Origin of the sequence: Roseospira goensis, assembly GCF_014197795.1 — a bacterium.
GTDB lineage: Bacteria > Pseudomonadota > Alphaproteobacteria > Rhodospirillales > Rhodospirillaceae > Rhodospira > Rhodospira goensis.
This window is the reverse complement of sequence record NZ_JACIGI010000020.1, coordinates 38,170-55,085: the sequence shown is the minus strand read 5'-3', so window position 1 is coordinate 55,085 and position 16,916 is coordinate 38,170. Positions and strand designations below refer to the sequence as shown.

The 16,916-nt window shown below is 70.4% G+C and carries 16 protein-coding genes and 2 tRNA genes; 7 read left to right on the top strand and 11 right to left on the bottom strand.

Translation table 11 applies throughout. From position 1 onward, the window contains the following. Window positions 1-112 precede the first annotated feature (112 nt). The 3 genes from GGD88_RS12305 to GGD88_RS12295 all read left to right on the top strand — a co-directional run bounded on the left by GGD88_RS12305 (window position 113) and on the right by GGD88_RS12295 (window position 4,883). A complete protein-coding gene (locus GGD88_RS12305) occupies window positions 113-2,839 on the top strand; it encodes a circularly permuted type 2 ATP-grasp protein (protein WP_184435857.1) in 2,727 nt (908 codons plus the stop codon). Continuing rightward, entirely contained in the window at window positions 2,836-3,804 is a 969-nt protein-coding gene (locus GGD88_RS12300; protein WP_184435855.1) for a transglutaminase family protein, read from the top strand. Before GGD88_RS12305 ends, GGD88_RS12300 begins: the two co-directional genes overlap by 4 nt. A gap of 116 nt (window positions 3,805-3,920) precedes the next feature. Further along, the gene (locus tag GGD88_RS12295) at window positions 3,921-4,883 is read left to right on the top strand and encodes an NAD(P)H-binding protein (RefSeq protein ID WP_184435853.1); all 963 of its coding nucleotides are present in this window, start codon (window positions 3,921-3,923) and stop codon (window positions 4,881-4,883) included. 32 nt (window positions 4,884-4,915) lie between these two features. On the opposite strand, the gene GGD88_RS12290 is transcribed toward GGD88_RS12295, so the two are convergent. From GGD88_RS12290 to GGD88_RS12280, 3 genes are all read right to left on the bottom strand, one after another. Continuing rightward, window positions 4,916-5,380, bottom strand: coding sequence for a bacteriohemerythrin (locus tag GGD88_RS12290; protein ID WP_184435851.1), 465 nt, complete (start codon window positions 5,378-5,380; stop codon window positions 4,916-4,918). Window positions 5,381-5,626: 246 nt separating this feature from the next. Beyond that, window positions 5,627-5,703 (bottom strand) — tRNA-Pro (locus GGD88_RS12285). A gap of 116 nt (window positions 5,704-5,819) precedes the next feature. Beyond that, window positions 5,820-5,906 (bottom strand) — tRNA-Leu (locus tag GGD88_RS12280). 186 nt (window positions 5,907-6,092) lie between these two features. On the opposite strand from GGD88_RS12280, the gene lipB reads away from it, so the two are divergent. The 3 genes from lipB to GGD88_RS12265 all read left to right on the top strand — a co-directional run bounded on the left by lipB (window position 6,093) and on the right by GGD88_RS12265 (window position 8,062). Further along, window positions 6,093-6,803, top strand: a complete 711-nt coding sequence (gene lipB / locus GGD88_RS12275; RefSeq protein WP_184435849.1) for a lipoyl(octanoyl) transferase LipB — start codon at window positions 6,093-6,095, stop codon at window positions 6,801-6,803. Between the two features lie 144 nt (window positions 6,804-6,947). Next, window positions 6,948-7,445: a chemotaxis protein CheW gene (locus GGD88_RS12270; protein WP_184435847.1), complete on the top strand. Its 498-nt coding sequence runs from the start codon at window positions 6,948-6,950 to the stop codon at window positions 7,443-7,445. A 107-nt stretch (window positions 7,446-7,552) separates the two neighbouring features. After that, on the top strand, window positions 7,553-8,062 hold the full coding sequence (locus GGD88_RS12265) for a PaaI family thioesterase (protein WP_184435845.1): 510 nt from the start codon (window positions 7,553-7,555) through the stop codon (window positions 8,060-8,062). A gap of 152 nt (window positions 8,063-8,214) precedes the next feature. Here GGD88_RS12265 and GGD88_RS12260 read toward each other — a convergent pair whose 3' ends face one another. The 8 genes from GGD88_RS12260 to GGD88_RS12230 all read right to left on the bottom strand — a co-directional run bounded on the left by GGD88_RS12260 (window position 8,215) and on the right by GGD88_RS12230 (window position 15,576). Then, a complete protein-coding gene (locus tag GGD88_RS12260) occupies window positions 8,215-8,922 on the bottom strand; it encodes a hypothetical protein (RefSeq protein WP_184435843.1) in 708 nt (235 codons plus the stop codon). 111 nt (window positions 8,923-9,033) lie between these two features. Beyond that, entirely contained in the window at window positions 9,034-9,417 is a 384-nt protein-coding gene (locus tag GGD88_RS12255; protein ID WP_184435841.1) for a HesB/IscA family protein, read from the bottom strand. 65 nt (window positions 9,418-9,482) lie between these two features. Further along, a complete protein-coding gene (locus GGD88_RS12250) occupies window positions 9,483-9,881 on the bottom strand; it encodes a DUF59 domain-containing protein (RefSeq protein ID WP_184435840.1) in 399 nt (132 codons plus the stop codon). 50 nt (window positions 9,882-9,931) lie between these two features. Next, window positions 9,932-11,260 carry an aminotransferase class V-fold PLP-dependent enzyme gene (locus GGD88_RS12245; protein WP_246423728.1) on the bottom strand — a complete coding sequence of 443 codons (1,329 nt, stop codon included), beginning with the start codon at window positions 11,258-11,260 and terminating at the stop codon, window positions 9,932-9,934. Then, entirely contained in the window at window positions 11,257-12,561 is a 1,305-nt protein-coding gene (gene sufD / locus GGD88_RS18860) for a Fe-S cluster assembly protein SufD (RefSeq protein WP_246423727.1), read from the bottom strand. The genes GGD88_RS12245 and sufD overlap by 4 nt, the downstream gene beginning before the upstream one ends. Before the next feature lie 104 nt (window positions 12,562-12,665). Beyond that, a complete protein-coding gene (sufC, locus tag GGD88_RS12240; protein ID WP_184435836.1) occupies window positions 12,666-13,430 on the bottom strand; it encodes a Fe-S cluster assembly ATPase SufC in 765 nt (254 codons plus the stop codon). 110 nt (window positions 13,431-13,540) lie between these two features. Further along, entirely contained in the window at window positions 13,541-14,995 is a 1,455-nt protein-coding gene (gene sufB, locus GGD88_RS12235; RefSeq protein ID WP_184435834.1) for a Fe-S cluster assembly protein SufB, read from the bottom strand. 86 nt (window positions 14,996-15,081) lie between these two features. After that, window positions 15,082-15,576 (bottom strand): SUF system Fe-S cluster assembly regulator, encoded by a 495-nt coding sequence (locus tag GGD88_RS12230; protein WP_184435833.1) that lies wholly within the window; start codon window positions 15,574-15,576, stop codon window positions 15,082-15,084. A 444-nt stretch (window positions 15,577-16,020) separates the two neighbouring features. On the opposite strand from GGD88_RS12230, the gene GGD88_RS12225 reads away from it, so the two are divergent. Then, complete coding sequence (locus GGD88_RS12225; RefSeq protein WP_184435832.1) at window positions 16,021-16,473, top strand: DUF2934 domain-containing protein; 453 nt, start codon at window positions 16,021-16,023, stop codon at window positions 16,471-16,473. Window positions 16,474-16,916 lie beyond the last annotated feature (443 nt).

Sequence of the window (16,916 nt, the reverse complement as noted above, 5' to 3'; positions counted from 1 at the left end):
CTGTCCAGGGTCCGCCCGTCATTTCGCGCCCGGCCCCGTCGTTGTGGTTTGACTTCGGCCCCTCCTGGCCGTTCCATGGGGAACCACGGGGGCCGGGGAGTCGCGGCTGGGCATGGTCACACCCTTGAACACATCCGCGAACGCGGAGGCGGAGGCGGGGGCGGGGGCGGAGACGCCGGCGGTGCCCGGGTCGTCGTGGCTGTGCTACGAGTCGCGCCCCGGGGTGTACGACGAAATGGTCGCGGCCGACGGCACGGTACGGCCGCACTGGCGCGACTTGGTGGCGCACCTGGACGCCCTGGGGGCCGGGGAGATCGGACGCCGCGCCGACCGGGCCCGGCGGCTGATCCGCGACAACGGCGTGACCTACAACGTTTACGGCGATCCAGCGGGCCAGGACCGGGCCTGGTCGCTGGATCCGGTGCCGCTGCTCATCGACGAAGCGGACTGGCTGTCCATCGAGCGTGCCATGGTGCAGCGCGCTCAGCTTCTCAACGCGGTCCTGGCCGACCTGTACGGACCGCGCCACCTGCTGTCGGAGGGCATCCTGCCGGCGGCCCTGGTCCACGCCAACCCGGCCTATTTGCGACCGCTGGTAGGGGCGCGTCCCTCCGGCGGCGTGTTCGTGCACCTGCTGGCCGTCGACCTGGCGCGCGCACCGGACGGCCGCTGGTGGGTGGTGGACACGCGATCCGAGATGCCCTCGGGCATCGGCTATGCGCTGGAAAACCGGGTCATTATGAACCGGGTGCTGCCGGATGTGCTGCGCGCCCTACCGGTGCACCGCCTGGCCCAGCATCTGACCGAGGTCCGCGACAGCCTGATCCGGCGCGCTCCGCCGACGCGCGAACACCCGCGCGTCGTGCTGTGGACACCGGGCCCATTCAACGAAACCTATTTCGAACACGTCTATCTGGCCCGCTACATGGGCTTCACCCTGGTCGAGGGCGAGGACCTGACGGTGCGCGACGGCCGCGTGTTCCTGAAGACGCTGGAAGGTCTTCAGCCGGTCGACGTCATCCTGCGGCGCAACGAGAGCAGCTTCTGCGACCCGCTTGAGTTGAAGGGAGAGTCCACCCTCGGGGCCCCCGGCCTGGTGGAGGCGGCGCACGAGCGCACGGTGAGCCTGGCCAATGCCCTCGGGGCCGGCCTCGCCGAGAGCCCCGGTCTGATGCCGTTCCTGCCGTCGCTGTGCCACCGCCTGCTGGGCGAGGAGCTGTTGATGCCCTCTGTCGCCACCTGGTGGTGCGGCCAGCCTCGCGAGCGCGGCTACGTCCTGGACCAGATGCCCGATCTGGCGGTGCGCTCCGCCTTCCACGCCACCGGCCCCATCAGCCGCGGGGCCCTGATGGACCCGGCGTCTCGCGCGGCCCTGCGGCGTGATATCGAGCACCGCCCCTACGCCTGGGTCGGTCAGGAAGCCGTCTCGCCCTCCACGGCGCCGGTCTGGACCGACGGCCGCCTGGAGCCCCGCCCCCTGGTGCTGCGCGTTCATGTCTGTGCCCACGACGGCGGATACAGCGTGATGCCGGGCGGCCTCGCCCGGGTGTCCGGCGCCGCCGACGACGAAAGCGTGTCGATGCAACGCGGCGGTGGCAGCAAGGACGCCTGGGTGCTGTCGGAGCGGCCTGTCGGCCTGCCGCCCCGCCCGCGCCCCGGCGAGCAGGTGCCGACGGTGGTACGCGGGGTGCGCGACCTGCCGTCCCGGGTGGCCGACGACCTGTTCTGGCTCGGCCGCTACGTCGAGCGCTGCGACAACACCGCCCGCCTGCTGCGGTGCCTGATCGGCCGCTTGGCCGAGACCGGCGCGGGCTCGGGCGAGGTCGCCGTGATCCTGGGCATGCTGTGGCCGATGGGGCACCCGCCGTTCACCAGCCCGGCCGGCGCCGGCGCGGCCGAGCACGACCGCACCGTGCGGGCCATTCTCGACGCCAACATGGACCCATCCAACCCGCGCGGGCTGGCGGCGCTGGCGCTGAACGTCCACCGCGTCGGCGTGCGCGTGCGCGACCGCCTCTCGATCGACACCTGGCGCGCCATCAATGCCCTGATCGACGCCCTGGGCCTGGGCGCCTACACCAGCGCGGTCCCGAGCGAGCCGGGCGTCCCGCAGACGCCCGCGCCGGGCGCGCCGCCGCCGCTTACCCTTGAGGACGCCGGCCCGCGCCTGTCGGCCGTGCTGATGCCGGTGCAGGTGATCACGGGGCTCGCCAACGAGAACATGACGCGCGGCCTGGGGTGGCGGTTCCTCGACACCGGGCGGCGCATCGAGCGCGCGCTGCATATGCTGGCCCTGTTCGAGGGGGTCGCCCGGACCGACAGCGCGGCCCGCGAGGCGGCCCTGGAGGCGGCGCTGGAGGTGGCGGACAGTCAGATGACCTATCGGGCGCGCTACCTGGAAGCGCCGCAGACCGTGCCGGTCCTGGACGTGCTGCTCGCCGACGAGAGCAACCCGCGCTCCCTGGCCTACCAGTTGGTCCGGCTCGGCCTGCACATGGACAGCCTGGCACCGGACCAGGCGTTCGGGCTGCGCAGCCACGAACAGCGTCTGACCGTGCGCCTGCTGGGCATCACCCGCACCGTCGACCTGAACCGGCTGCCGGTCGACGGCGGCGGGTCCGCCCCGGCACCGGCCAGTGCCGAGGCCGGGGACGAGCCCGACGCCGCCATGCCGCCGCCGGCGGACCTGCCCACCCTGCTGCGGCTGCTGCGCGGATTGCTGAACGCCCTGTCCGAATCGCTGGCGCGCCAGTACTTCGCGCACGCCGTGGAGACCCGCCACGGCAGCGCCGGCGGCCGGGTCCGGCCGGCCCGCGACCACCCGGAGTCGGGCGCATGAGCACGCCGCGCCCGATGGACTACCGCGTGCGCCACGTGACGGTGTACGACTACGCGACCCCGGTCACCATCAGTCATCATGCGGGCCGCCTCCGGCCGCGCCACTTCGACACCCAGAAGGTGCACGACAGCGCACTGCATATCGCGCCGGTCCCATCGCATCGGCGCGAGCGCCGCGACTTCTTCGGCAACACACTGACCACCTTCACCCTCGCCGAGCCCTACCGGGCGCTGACCGTGACCGCGACGTCCCACGTCTCGGTACAGCCGCCGCGCCTGCCCGAAGCCATCCACACACCGCCCTGGGAACAGGTGGCGGACCGCCTCGCCGGCGGCCTGGGCGCCGACGTCGTGGACGCCGGTCAGTACGCCTTCGACAGTCCGCTGGTCGCCGCCTCCGCGGACCTGCGTGACTTCGCCGCGCCCAGCTTCCCGCCGGGCCGGCCCATCCTGTCCGGGGTGCGGGACCTGTGCCACCGCGTCCACACCGCCTTTGCCTACGACCCGGCGGCGACCACCATCGCCACCCCGCTGGCGCTGGTGATGCGAGAGCGCCGCGGCGTGTGCCAGGACTTCGCCCACGTCATGATCGGCGCGCTTCGGTCGCTCGGGCTGGCGGCCCGCTACGTCAGCGGGTACGTGCTGACCCGCATGCCGGGCGACGGCGACCGCCTGGAGGGCGGCGACGCCTCGCACGCCTGGCTCTCGGTGTTCGTGCCCGTGGACGGAGCGCCCAACGGCGGCTGGATCGACGTCGACCCCACCAACGACAAGCTGGTCACCCACGAACACGTCGTCGTCGCCTGGGGCCGGGACTTCGACGACGTCTCGCCCATCAAGGGCGTGATGCTGGGCGGCGGTAACGCCGCGCCATCGGTTTCGGTGGACGTCACACCCCTGAACCCGGACGGCTCGGTGATGCGGGACCCGCCGCCGGGGGGCGGCGGCCCCATGACCGATCGGTGAAAACGGTCGCGGCCCGGCGCGACCCGGCGGGGCGATCGCCGAACGGGATTGCCTTCCCCGCCGGGGGCGGTAGCGTGCGCACAGCCATCGCACCGACGCACGAGAGCCCGACCGCCATGACAGACAGTCGCATCGCCATCCTGGGGGCCGGCGGCCCCGTCGGCCGCCACCTCGCCGCCACCCTGCGGGCGCGCGGGCATCGCCTGCGCCTGGTGGGCCGCGACGCCGCGCGCCTGCAGCGCGCCTGCGCGGCCCCCGAGGTGGAACGTCATGCGACCGATCTGCGCGACCCGGCGGCGGCGGTCGCCGCGCTGGCGGACTGCGCCGCCGCCATCGACTGCGTCGGCCCGCGCACGGCGGCCGACTTCGCGGCCCTGCCCGACCTCTCCCGCACCCTGGCCTCGGCGGCCCATGCCGCGGGCTGCCGCCTGCTGCACGTCACCAGCACCTGGTCATACCTGCCGGCGCCGGCGCTGCCGGTCACCGCCGACCATCCGCGTCCGAGCGGCCCGGCCCCGGCGCGCCGGCGGCGCGAGGCCGAGGACATCCTCCAGGACACCGGCGCCGCCATCGTGGCCGTCCCCGACCTGTTCGGTCCGGATGTGTACCTGAGCCCGTTGCAGGCGGCCCTGCGCAAGGCGGCCGTGCACGAGCCCATGCCCTGGGTCGGGCCGGATTCGGTCGCGCGGGAGTACGCCTTTGTGCCCGACGCGGCGCGCCTGATCGCCGACCTGACGACGCGCGAGGCGGCGTTCGGAGAACGCTGGCTGCTGCCGGGCAGCGGGCCGCTGACCGCGCGCCTGCTGGCCGACCTGGTGGACGCGCACCTGGGGCGCTGGGTGCCGGTCCACACCGCCGGCCCGACCAAGATCCGCCTGGCCGCCCTGGCGGTGAAGGCCCTGGAGGACTTCCTGCCGCTGGTGCCGGACTACTGCCGACCCATCGCCTACTGTGGCGCCAAGCTGGAGGCGCTGCTGGGGCCGCCACGGATGACGCCCTACACGCAGGCGATCCCGGCCACGCTGGACTGGCTGGCGGCAAACGTGGCCGAACCGGTGCCCGAGTACGCCCTGGCGTAGACCGGCCCGGGACGCGCCAGGGGTGTAGCCGGTCAGGGGCGACCGACGTCCCCCTCGGGCGACTCGTCATGCTGAGTCGGGGCTTGGAAAAACTGCCGCAGCTGTCGCTTTTTCAATTGTGTCGACAGCTCCAGGTCTTCGGCAATGGTGTGTTCGACGAACCACATGAACAGGAAGGTCACGACTTCCGAGCCTGATATGAGGCCCGACTCCATGTCATCTATATTCTGGCGCAGCCTCTTCAGAAGCTTCTGATGCAACTCATGATGCCGCTCGAAGTCCTTATAGCCGGCCTCGATCATGATGTTTTCTTCACTGGTGAAGTGGAAGTCGGCGTACTTGTACGTCTCTTCCAGGGCGCGCTGCGCCCCCTCGCGATCGTGCGTGACCTCCACCAGGGACTGAAGCTTGTGAATGAGGCTGAAGAACGTCTTGTGCTCGAAGTCGATGGTGTCATGGCCGACCTCGAACCACGTGCGCCAATGCAGGCGTTCCATGGGACCGCGTTCCATCATGCCCCTACCTTGCGACCGGTGGTCGTGGGCCTGTCCACGTGTCCCACCGGACCCCAACCATCGCGTTTGTGGATCCAAGACTAGCACCATCGTCCCGTCCCGACCATGCCCGGCCGCCCGACCGCACGGCCTTCACCCGACGAAAAAAGCGCTTCAGGCACCCCTGAAGCGCTTTTTTCGTACGGTACTTTTCGTACGGTATTACCGATACAGCTCTGTCGAGCCGTTTGGTCGGAGAGGCGGGATTCGAACCCACGACCCCTTGACCCCCAGTCAAGTGCGCTACCAGACTGCGCCACTCTCCGTTGCCAATGCAGCCCTCAAGACTAACCGGACCGACGCGGACCCGCAACCCGGTCTCGCGACCCTACGGCCGACAGCCGCGATCCCTTCGGGCGCGACCCTTGCGGCCGTCGGGCAATGGTGCGGTCGAGAAGACTCGAACTTCCACCCCGTTTCCGGGACAGCGACCTCAACGCTGCGCGTCTACCAATTCCGCCACGACCGCACATCGCAGGGGGATCCCGTCGCGGGCTGCGAGGGAGGAGTGACGTACCAGAAAGCGGCCCGGGCATCAAGCCGGCATTTCACGCCAGCATCGGCCCCGCGGCTCGGCGCGCCGGCCCTCTCTTGCCGCCGCTGTCCGCGTCGCCTATGTCGAGGGACCGCGCCACCCAGCCGACCGGTCCAGCCCATGCCCAGCGCCCCCCGCCCCTCGGAGTCCGCCGCATACGCCCCGGAACCGCACACCACATCGCCCCTCGACTGGCGCGTCAGCGAGCAACCGGTTTCCTACCCGGACGCTCTGGACGCCATGGAAGCGCGCGCCGCCGCCATCCTGGCGGGCACCGCGCCGGACCTGGTGTGGCTGCTGGAGCATCCGCCGCTGTACACGGCCGGCACCAGCGCCCGCCTGGAGGACCTGGTGGCGCCCGAACGCTTCCCCGTCTACCAGGCCGGACGCGGCGGCCAGTACACCTATCATGGCCCGGGACAACGGGTGGCCTACGTCCTGCTGGACCTGACCACGCGCGGCCGTGACGTGCGCTGCCATGTGCACCGCCTGGAAGAATGGATGATCCGCGCCCTGGCCCGGTTCGGCGTCTCCGGCGAGCGCCGGGACGGACGGGTCGGCATCTGGGTCGACCGCGGCGGGGGTCGCGAGGACAAGATCGCCGCCATCGGCGTGCGGGTGCGGCGCTGGGTCACCTACCACGGCGTGGCCCTGAACGTGAATCCGGACCTGGGCCACTACACCGGCATCGTGCCCTGCGGCGTCCGCGACCACGGCGTGACCAGCCTGTGGGATCTCGGCGTCACCCCGGCACCGCCCGAAGTGGATGTCGTGCTGCGGGAAACCTTCGGGGAAGTGTTCGCGGGCTCCGTCCCTTGTCCGACCCGGTGACGCCTCCAAGACAACACGCGTGGACCCTGCCCCAACCCTGCCCAGGCCTTTCCGCCAGCTTGACAGCCTCGGCGGCTCGCGCGCACTGTTTCGGTTCGTTGCGCCGTCCTTTGCCGCCCCTGCCACACAGCGGATACGTCAGCCATGAATCAGCTCGCCACCATGTCACAGGACCGGGCAGTCGCGCCGCGCGCCGGCGCCGGCCTCGCGACGGTTTCCGAGGAACAGGTCTTCGTGACCATCTACGTCCACGGCCAGCTGTTCGGAATCCCGGTGGAGCGGGTTCAGGACATTCTCATTCCCGAGAAGGTGGCGCGAATCCCGCTCGCACCCAACGAGGTCGCCGGTGCGATCAACCTGCGCGGCCGCATCGTCACGGTGATCGAGGTCCGCAAACGCCTGGGCCTGCCGGAGCCGAAGAACCAGAAGAAAGTTATGTGCGTCACCGTCGAGCAGGGCCACGAGCTGTACAGCATGATGGTCGACTCGGTCGGCAACGTTCACAGCCTGTCGCTCAGCGCCATCGAACCCAACCCCTCCACCCTGGATCCGCGCTGGCGCAGCGTCTCCCTGGGCGTGGTGCGCCTGGAGGGTGAATTGATGGTCGTCATGGACGTGGACGCCTTCCTCAAGTTCGAGTGAGCCGGACACGACGATACCGGCGAGCGCCGGCCTCTGGTCGGCTCGTGGCCCCGCGACCCGACCAGTGGTCCCATGGCCCGGCGCCGGAGGGAGGAGGCGACCACGGCATGACCGAGCCCGCGTTTCAGGACCAGTACCCCGACGACGTGAGCCACTGCTTCGGCTGCGGCCGCCTGAACGACCACGGCCACCAGCTCAAGAGCCGCTGGGACGGAGACGAGACAGTCGCTTGGTTCCGGCCGGAGCCCTATCACACCGCCACGCCGGGGTTCGTGTACGGGGGGCTCATCGCCTCCCTCGTGGACTGCCACGGCACGGCCACCGCCGCCGCCGCGTCACATCGGGCCGAGGGCCGGCCGATGGGACCGGACGAGACGCTGCGGTTCGTGACCGCCTCGCTGCACGTGGACTTCCTGCGGCCGACTCCCCTGGGCGGACCACTGCAAGTGCGTGGTCAGGTCGAGACTCTGACCGCGCGCAAGGCCGTGGTCGCCGTCTCCGTCATCGCGGACGGCACCGTCTGCGCCCGGGGTCGCGTGGTGGCGGTGCGCATGCCCGAAACGATGGGCGCCACGGCGGGGCCGGCGGCGCGGATCATGGAGGACGCCGGCTCCTGACGAGCCCGCTGGCCTGGATCAGATCGCGCCATAATGGACGCGCGCCGCGGTCCCCTTTTTGGTGCGTGACTCTGCTCTAGAATCAATAATGTAGAGCCGAGTCACGTTCGACATCGGACCGCATCTGCGGTTCCGATTTCGAACAATCGGCTCTAGGCCGCCGGGTGAGACGGGATGACCTCTCCGCTCCGGCGCAGGACCTCGGCATTCAGAATCGCCAGCAGGTCCTCGGCCGGAACGCCGAACCGCAACGCCATCGGCACGTTGAACACCAGTGAATCGGGTTCCGCCAGCACCGCCTGGCGCATGCGCTCCAGAATGGATCCCATCTGCCGATGCGTGCCCAGCCCGGCCTCGGTCAACGCCAGGCCGGCGCGCAGCCCCCATTCGATGGCACCGCCCTTGCGACTGTGCGAGACGGCCTTGGCCACCTTGAACAGCAGCCGTCCGACCGACCCGACCCGGGCAATGTGCCGGCTGGCGTGGCGCACGACGAAGCACACGTCGTCGAGCTGAAAGCCCTTGACCCGGACGGCCTGGATGTAGGCCGGACCGATATCCTCCCAGGGCAGGACGATCCCCAGGTGCGCCATGTAGAGGCCGGCCTCGGACAGTTCGAACACCCCGCGACGGTGCGCCCGCAGGGCGGCGATCAGCATGACCGTGCAGGCGAACCCGAAGAACACCAAGCCGAACAGGCCCACCAGCGGCTCGATGCCGGTGCCGGAGTCCATCATCAGCACCGCGCCGGTCAGCAGAAAGCCGCCGCCGCCCCACAGCAGGAGATGAAACCGGAACCCCGGATAGACCCGGATCGGCTCACGCAGGCCCCGCTGCTGGTACTGGTCCAACGCCCGCATGCCCCCCTCCCTGTCCTCGATGTCGATGCCATTGTGCATCAAATCGCGGGCGCGGGGGCAGACCCAAACGGCGACGGCGGAAGACCGTGCCCGAACCGCCGCCGGCGGGCCTCAGACCGTGAAGCTCTCGCCGCAGCCGCAGCGGTCCTTCTCGTTCGGATTGCGGAAGACGAACCCGCTGTGCATCTTCGTCTCCTCGTAGTCCATCTCGGATCCCAGCAGGTACATCACCGCCATGGGGTCGATGTAGACCCGCACGCCCTTGGACTCTACGACGTCCTCGAAGGGCTTGGCCTCCTCGACATACTCGATCTGGTATTGCAGGCCCGAACAGCCCGCTTTCTTGACACCCACCCGGATGCCCAGGACCGGCGTCGTCGCCCGCGCCATCAGGGCGTGCACACGGGCGGCGGCGGCGTCGGTGAGGGTGACGGGCGGCGGCGGCGTCGGCCGGCTCGCACCGTCGCGGGGGGCGTCGGTGGTCGTGGTCGCCATGGGGCTCCCTCCCGATCGTCAGATCTTCCACAGGGGCGTCTTGAGGGCACCGGATCCCGGCCGCCTCAGTACATATCAAGCTGGACCTTGGCCAGCTCGGACATATTGGCCGGGGTCCACGGCGGATCCCAGGTCAGCGTCACCTTGGCCTCGCCGACGCCCTCGGTGGCGGCCACCGCCTCGGCCACCTGGCCGGGCAGTTCACCCGCCACCGGACAGGCCGGCGCGGTCAGCGTCATGACGATGTCCCAGTTGCCCTGGCCGTCGCCCTCGACCTCATAGATGAGGCCCAGGTCATAGATGTTCACCGGGATCTCCGGATCGTAGACGGTGCGCAGGGCCTCGACCACCGCATCCTCGCCGACCGGCGCGGTGCCGTTCACCAGGGGCGCGCCGGCGGTCGCGGTGAAGCCCTCCTCCGGCGGCGGCTCGGTGGCGGCGGGCATGGCATAGGGCGGCATCATGGTGTGGGGTCCCCTCAACTGGTTCCGGTCATGCAACACGAGCGTATGGGTCAGGACAGGATGGTGCGGGCGCGCTCCAGGGCCGCCACCAGCGCGTCAACGTCGGCCCGGCTGGAATAAAGCCCGAACGACGCCCGCGTGGTGCCGGTCACCCCCAGCCGGGCCATCAGGGGCTGAGCGCAGTGGTGCCCGGCCCGCAATGCCAGGCCGGAGCGGTCCAGCACCATCGAGAGGTCCTGGGGATGGATCCCGGCCATACTGAAGGAGATCACCGCCGCCTTGGGGGTGGCGGTGCCGTGAATGGTCAGGCCCTCGATCGCGGACAGGCGTTGCATGGCATAGCGCAGCAGGTCGGCCTCATGGGCCGCGATCGCCTCGATGCCCAGGCCCTGGACGTAGGCGATGGCCGCCGCCAGGCCGACCGCCTCGGCGATCGGCGGCGTCCCGGCCTCGAACCGCGCCGGCGGCGGGGCGAACACGGTCTCCGCGAAGGTCACCGACTCGATCATGTCGCCGCCGCCCTTGAACGGCGGCATGGCCTCCAGCAGGTCCAGCTTGCCGTACAACACGCCGATTCCGGTCGGGCCGTACAGCTTGTGGCCCGAGAAAACATAGAAGTCGCAGTCCAGATCCTGGACATCGACGGTCCCGTGCACCACCGCCTGGCAGCCGTCCAGCAGAACCCGCGCGCCGACGGCATGGGCGCGGCGGGCGATCTCGGCCACCGGCAGGATGGTCCCGAGCACGTTGGAGGTATGGGCGACCGCGACCAGCTTGACCCGCTCGTCCAGAAGGCGCGCGAAGCCCGCCATGTCGAGCGCGCCGTCGTCGGTGATCGGCGCCACCCGCAGCTCGCAGCCCGTGACGTCGCGCAGCATCTGCCAGGGCACGATATTCGCGTGGTGCTCCAGCTCCGTGATCAGGATCGCGTCACCCGGTCCGAGATGGGTCCGCCCCCAGGTATAGGCCACCAGGTTGATGGCCTCGGTGGCGTTGCCGGTGAACACGATCTCGCGCGCGTCGGCCGCGTTCAGAAAGCCCCGCACGGCCTCGCGCGCGTCCTCGTAGCGACGGGTGCTTTCGGCCGAGAATTCATAGGTGCCGCGGTGCACGTTGGCGTAGCACTCGGTGTACAGCCGGTCCATCGCCTCCAGCACCGCCACCGGCTTCTGGGCCGACGCGCCGCTGTCGAGGAACACGACCGGTTTGTTGCCGTGCACGATCTGGCCCAGCGCCGGAAAATCGGTGCGCACGGCCTCCACGTCGTAGGGGGCCGCGGGACCGCCCGGTGTCCTGTGCGTCGGCGTCACGGTGTCCCCGGCGGCCCCGGCGGCCCCGGCGGCCCCGGCGGCCGAGTCGGGTGCGAGTGTCGCGGTCATGCTGAGCCCTCCCAGGTGACAGCGTGGCGGCCGGCCTGCCAGGCGCGCACGGCGGACAGGAACGCGTCCCGCACCGGACCCTCGGGCACGGACTCCACCACGTCGTCCAGGAACGCCTCGACCAGCAGCGCGCGGGCGTCGGCCTCGGCGAGGCCCCGGGCCATCAGGTAGAACAACTGGTCCATGTCCATTTCGCCGGCCGTGGCGCCATGGCTGCATTTCACGTCATCGGCGTAAATCTCCAGCTCGGGCTTGGTGTAGACCTCGGCGTTGCGCGACAGCAACAGCGCCTTGTGAAGCTGGTTGCCGTCACTGCGCTGGGCATCGCGGCGCACGATCACCTTGCCCTGGAACACGCCCTTGCCGCCCTCGTCGACCACACCCTTGTAGAGCTGGTCCGAGGTGGTGTCGGGCACGGCGTGGTCGACGATCAGGGTGGTGTCCGCATGCTGGCCCGCGCGCAGCCCATAGGCTCCGTGCAGGCGCGCGTCCGCCCCGCTGCCGCGCAGCCGGACCCGGCTCTCGTTGCGCACCAGCCGGCCGCCCAGGGTGAGCCCGAAGGCCTCGTAGTGCGCCTGCTCGGCGAGCACGGCCTCGGTCAGATCCAGGTCCACGGCATCCGGGCCCGGGTTCACGAAGCGCAGATGGCGCAGGCGCGCGCGCGCCTCCAGGCGGATCTCGGTGACCGCATTGGACAGGGTCTCCGCCGCGCCGGCGGCCGTCACCCGGCTCTCGACCAGCGTTGCGTCCGCCCCCTCACCCAGGATCACCAGATGGCGCGGGTGCATGTGCCGGGCCTGATCGGGCGCCGCCGTGACCGTGACCAGGTGCAGGGGCCGGTCCAGGGCCACGCCGGCGTCGACCTGGATCACCACGCCGTCCGCCATCAGGGCCGCGTTCAGTGACCCCATCGGCGCATCGGACAGGTCGGCCAGGCGGCCCAGGTGGGGCTCGACGGCGGCCGGCTCGGTCTCCAACAGATGCGCCAGGCTGACCACCCGGACGCCGGCCGGCAGCGAGTCCGGAACCGCGACCGGGCGGCCGTTCACCAGCGTGATCTCGTGCGCGTCCGCCAGCGCCAGCGCCAGCGCGCCGCGCCCGGCGGCCGCCGGCAGGCTGCCGTCGTCGAGGACGAACGGGATCTTCTTCAGGCCGGCAAGGTTGGTGTACTTCCACGCCTCGACCTTGACTGTGGGCAGGCCGCGGGCGCGGTACACCGACAGCCCGGCCCGCCGCAGATCGGCCAGCCAGCCGGGCTCGTCGGCCGCCAGGGCGCCCGGATCCGGCGCCAGGGGACTCATCTCGGTCGTCGTCTCTGCCCGCGTCGGGTCTGTCATCCGGGTCTGTGTCATGATGGCGTCGGCCCCTCCTGGTGGCGCGTCATGCCGATGCGAAGCCGCATCGCTCAGGCCGCGGTGGCCTCGGTGAAGGCCCCGTAGCCCTTGGCCTCCAGCTCCTCGGCCAGCGTCCGGTCGCCGCTCTTCACGATGCGGCCGCCGGCCAGCACGTGCACCACGTCCGGCACGATGTAGTTCAACAGGCGCTGGTAGTGGGTGATGACCAGCATGCCCCGCTCGGGCGTGCGCAGCGCGTTGACGCCATCGGCCACCACCTTGAGCGCGTCGATGTCGAGCCCCGAATCGGTCTCGTCCAGCACGCACAGGCGCGGCTCCAGCATGGCCATCTGCAACACCTCGGCGCGCTTCTTCTCGCCGCCGGAGAAGCCGACGTTGACCGGGCGCTTCAGCATGTCGTCGGGCACGCCGAGGCGCTTGGCGTTGGCCTTCATCATCTTCATGAAGTCCAGCGCCTCGATCTCCGGCTCCCCGTTGGCCTTGCGCCGGGCGTTGAGGGCGGTCTTCAGGAACGTCGCCGTCGCCACCCCGGGGATCTCGACGGGGTACTGGAAGGCCAGGAAGACGCCGGCGCGGGCGCGCTCGTCCGCTTCCATCGCCAGCAGGTCCTGGCCGTCGTAGGTGATCGACCCACCGGTGACGGTGTAACCGGGCCGGCCGGCGATGACGTTGGACAGCGTGCTCTTGCCGGCGCCGTTCGGCCCCATCACGGCATGAACTTCGCCCGGCTTGATGGTCAGGCTGATGCCCTTGAGGATCGCCTTGGTGTCGTCCTCGACGGTGGCGTGAAGGTCCTTGATGTCGAGCAGGGCCATGTCGCTTCGGTTCCTTCTCGGGTCCTGGTCGCGTCTCTGGGTCGCGTCTCTGGGTCGCGTCGCTGGGTCGCGTTCGGGGCGTGGGGGCGGCGGCCAGCGGAGGCGGGGCGTCAGCCCACGCTGCCCTCCAGGCTGATGCCGACCAGCTTCTGGGCCTCCACGGCGAATTCCATCGGCAGGGTCTGCAAGACCTCCTTGCAGAAGCCGTTGACGATCAGGGCGACCGCGTCCTCCTCCGGGATGCCCCGTTGCAGGCAATAGAACAGCTGGTCGTCGCTGATCCGGCTGGTGGTGGCCTCGTGCTCCACCTGGGCGGTCGGGTTGCGGCTTTCGATGTAGGGCACGGTGTGCGCCCCGCAGCGATCGCCGATCAGCAGGCTGTCGCACTGGGTGTAGTTCCGCGCTCCCTCGGCCTTCGGCATCATGCGCACCAGGCCGCGGTAGGTCTGGTCGGCGCGCCCGGCCGAGATGCCCTTGGAGATGATCCGCGAGCGGGTGTTCTTGCCGATGTGGATCATCTTGGTGCCGGTGTCGGCCTGCTGGGCGTTGTTGGTGATGGCGACCGAATAGAACTCGCCGACCGAGTTGTCGCCCTGAAGCACGCAGGACGGATACTTCCAGGTCACCGCCGAGCCCGTCTCCACCTGCGTCCAGGAGATTTTGGAGTTGCGGCCGCGACAGGCGCCCCGCTTGGTCACGAAGTTGTAGATGCCACCCTTGCCCTCGGCGTCGCCGGGATACCAGTTCTGCACCGTAGAATACTTGATCTCCGCGTCGTCGAGCGCCACCAGCTCGACCACGGCGGCGTGGAGCTGGTTCTCGTCGCGTTGCGGCGCCGTACAGCCCTCCAGGTAACTGACGTAGCTGCCCGCGTCGGCGATGATCAAGGTGCGCTCGAACTGGCCGGTGTCGCGCTCGTTGATGCGGAAGTAGGTGGACAGTTCCATGGGGCAGCGCAGGCCCTTCGGCACGTAGACGAACGAGCCGTCGGTGAACACCGCCGAATTGAGGGTGGCGAAGAAGTTGTCGGAGTACGGCACGATCGACCCCAGATACTTCTGGATCAGATCCGGGTAGCGCCGGACGGCCTCGGAGATGGAACAGAAGATAACGCCCATCTCTTCCAGCTTCTTCTTGTAGGTGGTCGCCACCGACACGCTGTCGAACACCGCGTCGACCGCGACCCCGGCCAGCATCTCCTGTTCTCTCAAGGGAATGCCCAGCTTCTCGTAGGTGCGCAACAGTTCCGGGTCGACCTCGTCCAGGCTCTTCGGGGCGTCGTCCTTGCTCTTGGGCGCCGCATAATAGTAGGCGTCCTGGTAGTCGATCGGCGGATAGCCGACCTTGGCCCAGTCCGGCTCCGACATGGTCAGCCAGAAACGATAGGCCTTCAGGCGCCAGTCGAGCAGCCATTCGGGTTCGGCCTTCTTGGCCGAGATGAAGCGGATGATGTCTTCGTTCAGGCCCTTGGGCGCCTTCTCGGATTCGATCTCGGTGACGAACCCGTACTTGTACGCCCCCGAGACCTCGGCGATCCGGTCGATCGTGTCCTGGGTTGCCGCCATCGTGTTCCACTCCGTGCCTGAGCCTGGAAGCTCATTGTCCGCCCGTCCAGGGGACGAGTCGCCTGTCTCGTTCGGTCCGTCTGCGGTCAGGATGACGCCATCGAGACCCGCCGCTCCCCGGCCTCTCCGCCGCCGGCGGCCCGGCTCGCCGGCGCGGTCGTCGACCAATGCGGGGACGCCGGTTCGGCCGCCATGTCGGCCAGCGTGATGCCCTCCAGGGCCCGGCGTACGGCCGCGTTCACGCGGTTCCAGTGCCCCGCCATCGGGCAGAACGTCTCCCGGTCACAGGTCTCGTCCGCATCCTCGACGCAGGCCGTCAGCGCGATCGGCCCTTCCAGGGCCTGGATCATGTCCGCGACGGCGATCCGCTCGGCCGGCCGCGCCAGCAGGTAGCCTCCGGCGGCGCCGCGCGTGGAGCGCACCAGGCCACTGCGCACCAGCGCCTTCATGACCTTTGCGACCGTCGGCACCGGCACGCCGGTGTCGGCCGCGATCTGATGGGCGGCCCGCACCCGGTCCGACCGGGCCATGTCCACCAGCAGAACGACGGCATAATCCGTCAGCTTGTTGATCCGGAACATGGAACACCTTTTCCCGGTTCTGTGGCGCTGGTACCCACCGGCACGCCGCCGACGTGGACGATAGGGGACCAATTCAGTCCCGATTGGAATAATCACCGCCGGACCGAATTTCAAGGGCCGCATGGGTGTCGCGGCCCGGAATGTTGCGCGCGGCGATCGACGGCGCGGTGTGACCCAAGCGCCATGCCCCCCGGCGGAGTGGATGCCCGATCACCGCGCTCGCCAATATCCCGTTGCAAACCCCCGACCGGCTAAGGATAAGACTGAAGCACCGGCCGGTCGGCCGGCAAGCCGGCCCCCGGGTCCCGGCCTGTGTTCGGCGCCGCTGCGCATCGCGCGGTCCCGCTCTGCCGTCGCGGCGGGTCCTCGGTGCCGTTGACCCTGTCATCGTCCGCGTCAGACCCGTCTCCGTCCCCGTCCGAGACCCAAGACCGAGGCAAGGCCATGCAGCAAGACGTCGAGGATCGTATCCGGCAGCGCGCCTATCTGATCTGGTTGAACGAAGGCCAGCCCGAAGGCCGCGACCAGGAGCACTGGGAGCGCGCCCGCACCGAGGTGCTGGCAGAGACCGACGCCCCGGTGGCCCCCGAGGCCGCGCCGCTCCTCGCCACCGCGGCCCCCGCCGCCCCCGAGGACGGTGCCGCGGCACAGGCGGCCGAGGAGGCCGAGGAGCCCGCAGCGCCGGCGAAGCGCAAGCGCAGCACGACCCGCAAGACCAAGAAGGGCGACGAGGCGGCGCCCGCGGCCCAGGCGGCCCAGGCGGCCGAGGCGGGCACCGACCCCGCGCCGCGCAAGGCGACCCGCAAGCGCACCACCAAAGCCGACGGCGAGGCCAGCGCCGGCACCAAGAAGACCGCGACGCGGACGACGCGTCGCAAGAAGACGGACGACGGCTGACCGCCCGGGGCTCGGTCCGTGCAACCGGCGCCGCCGCACGCCGGCGTTCGGCGCGCGCGAGCAGGCCCGCCCCGCTTCCTTCACTTGCCCGCTTCCTTCACTTGACGGACGGCGCCCATCCTCCCACCCTCTACGGACCGAACCCCAGCGGAGGACGCCCCGACCGTGTGCGCGTCCCCGTCCCCTTGTCGGCCCACCGGCGCGCAGCGTCTCGGGTGGGCGCCATCCGGGCGCCGTCCGGATGCGGGCGCCGCCCGCCACTGTCCGCGCCGGGACACCGTCTTGCCCGCGCGATCCGATCCGGGACCCGGCGGGCGGGAGCGAGGCGCGGCGACGTCGCGGACGCCCGTGCGGGCGCCGTGTGACCGGTGCGATCGGACCTGCGACCAGGGGCGGTGCCGTCGTGATGGCGGTCGCCGCACCGCTGGTCGTGGCGTCGGCGG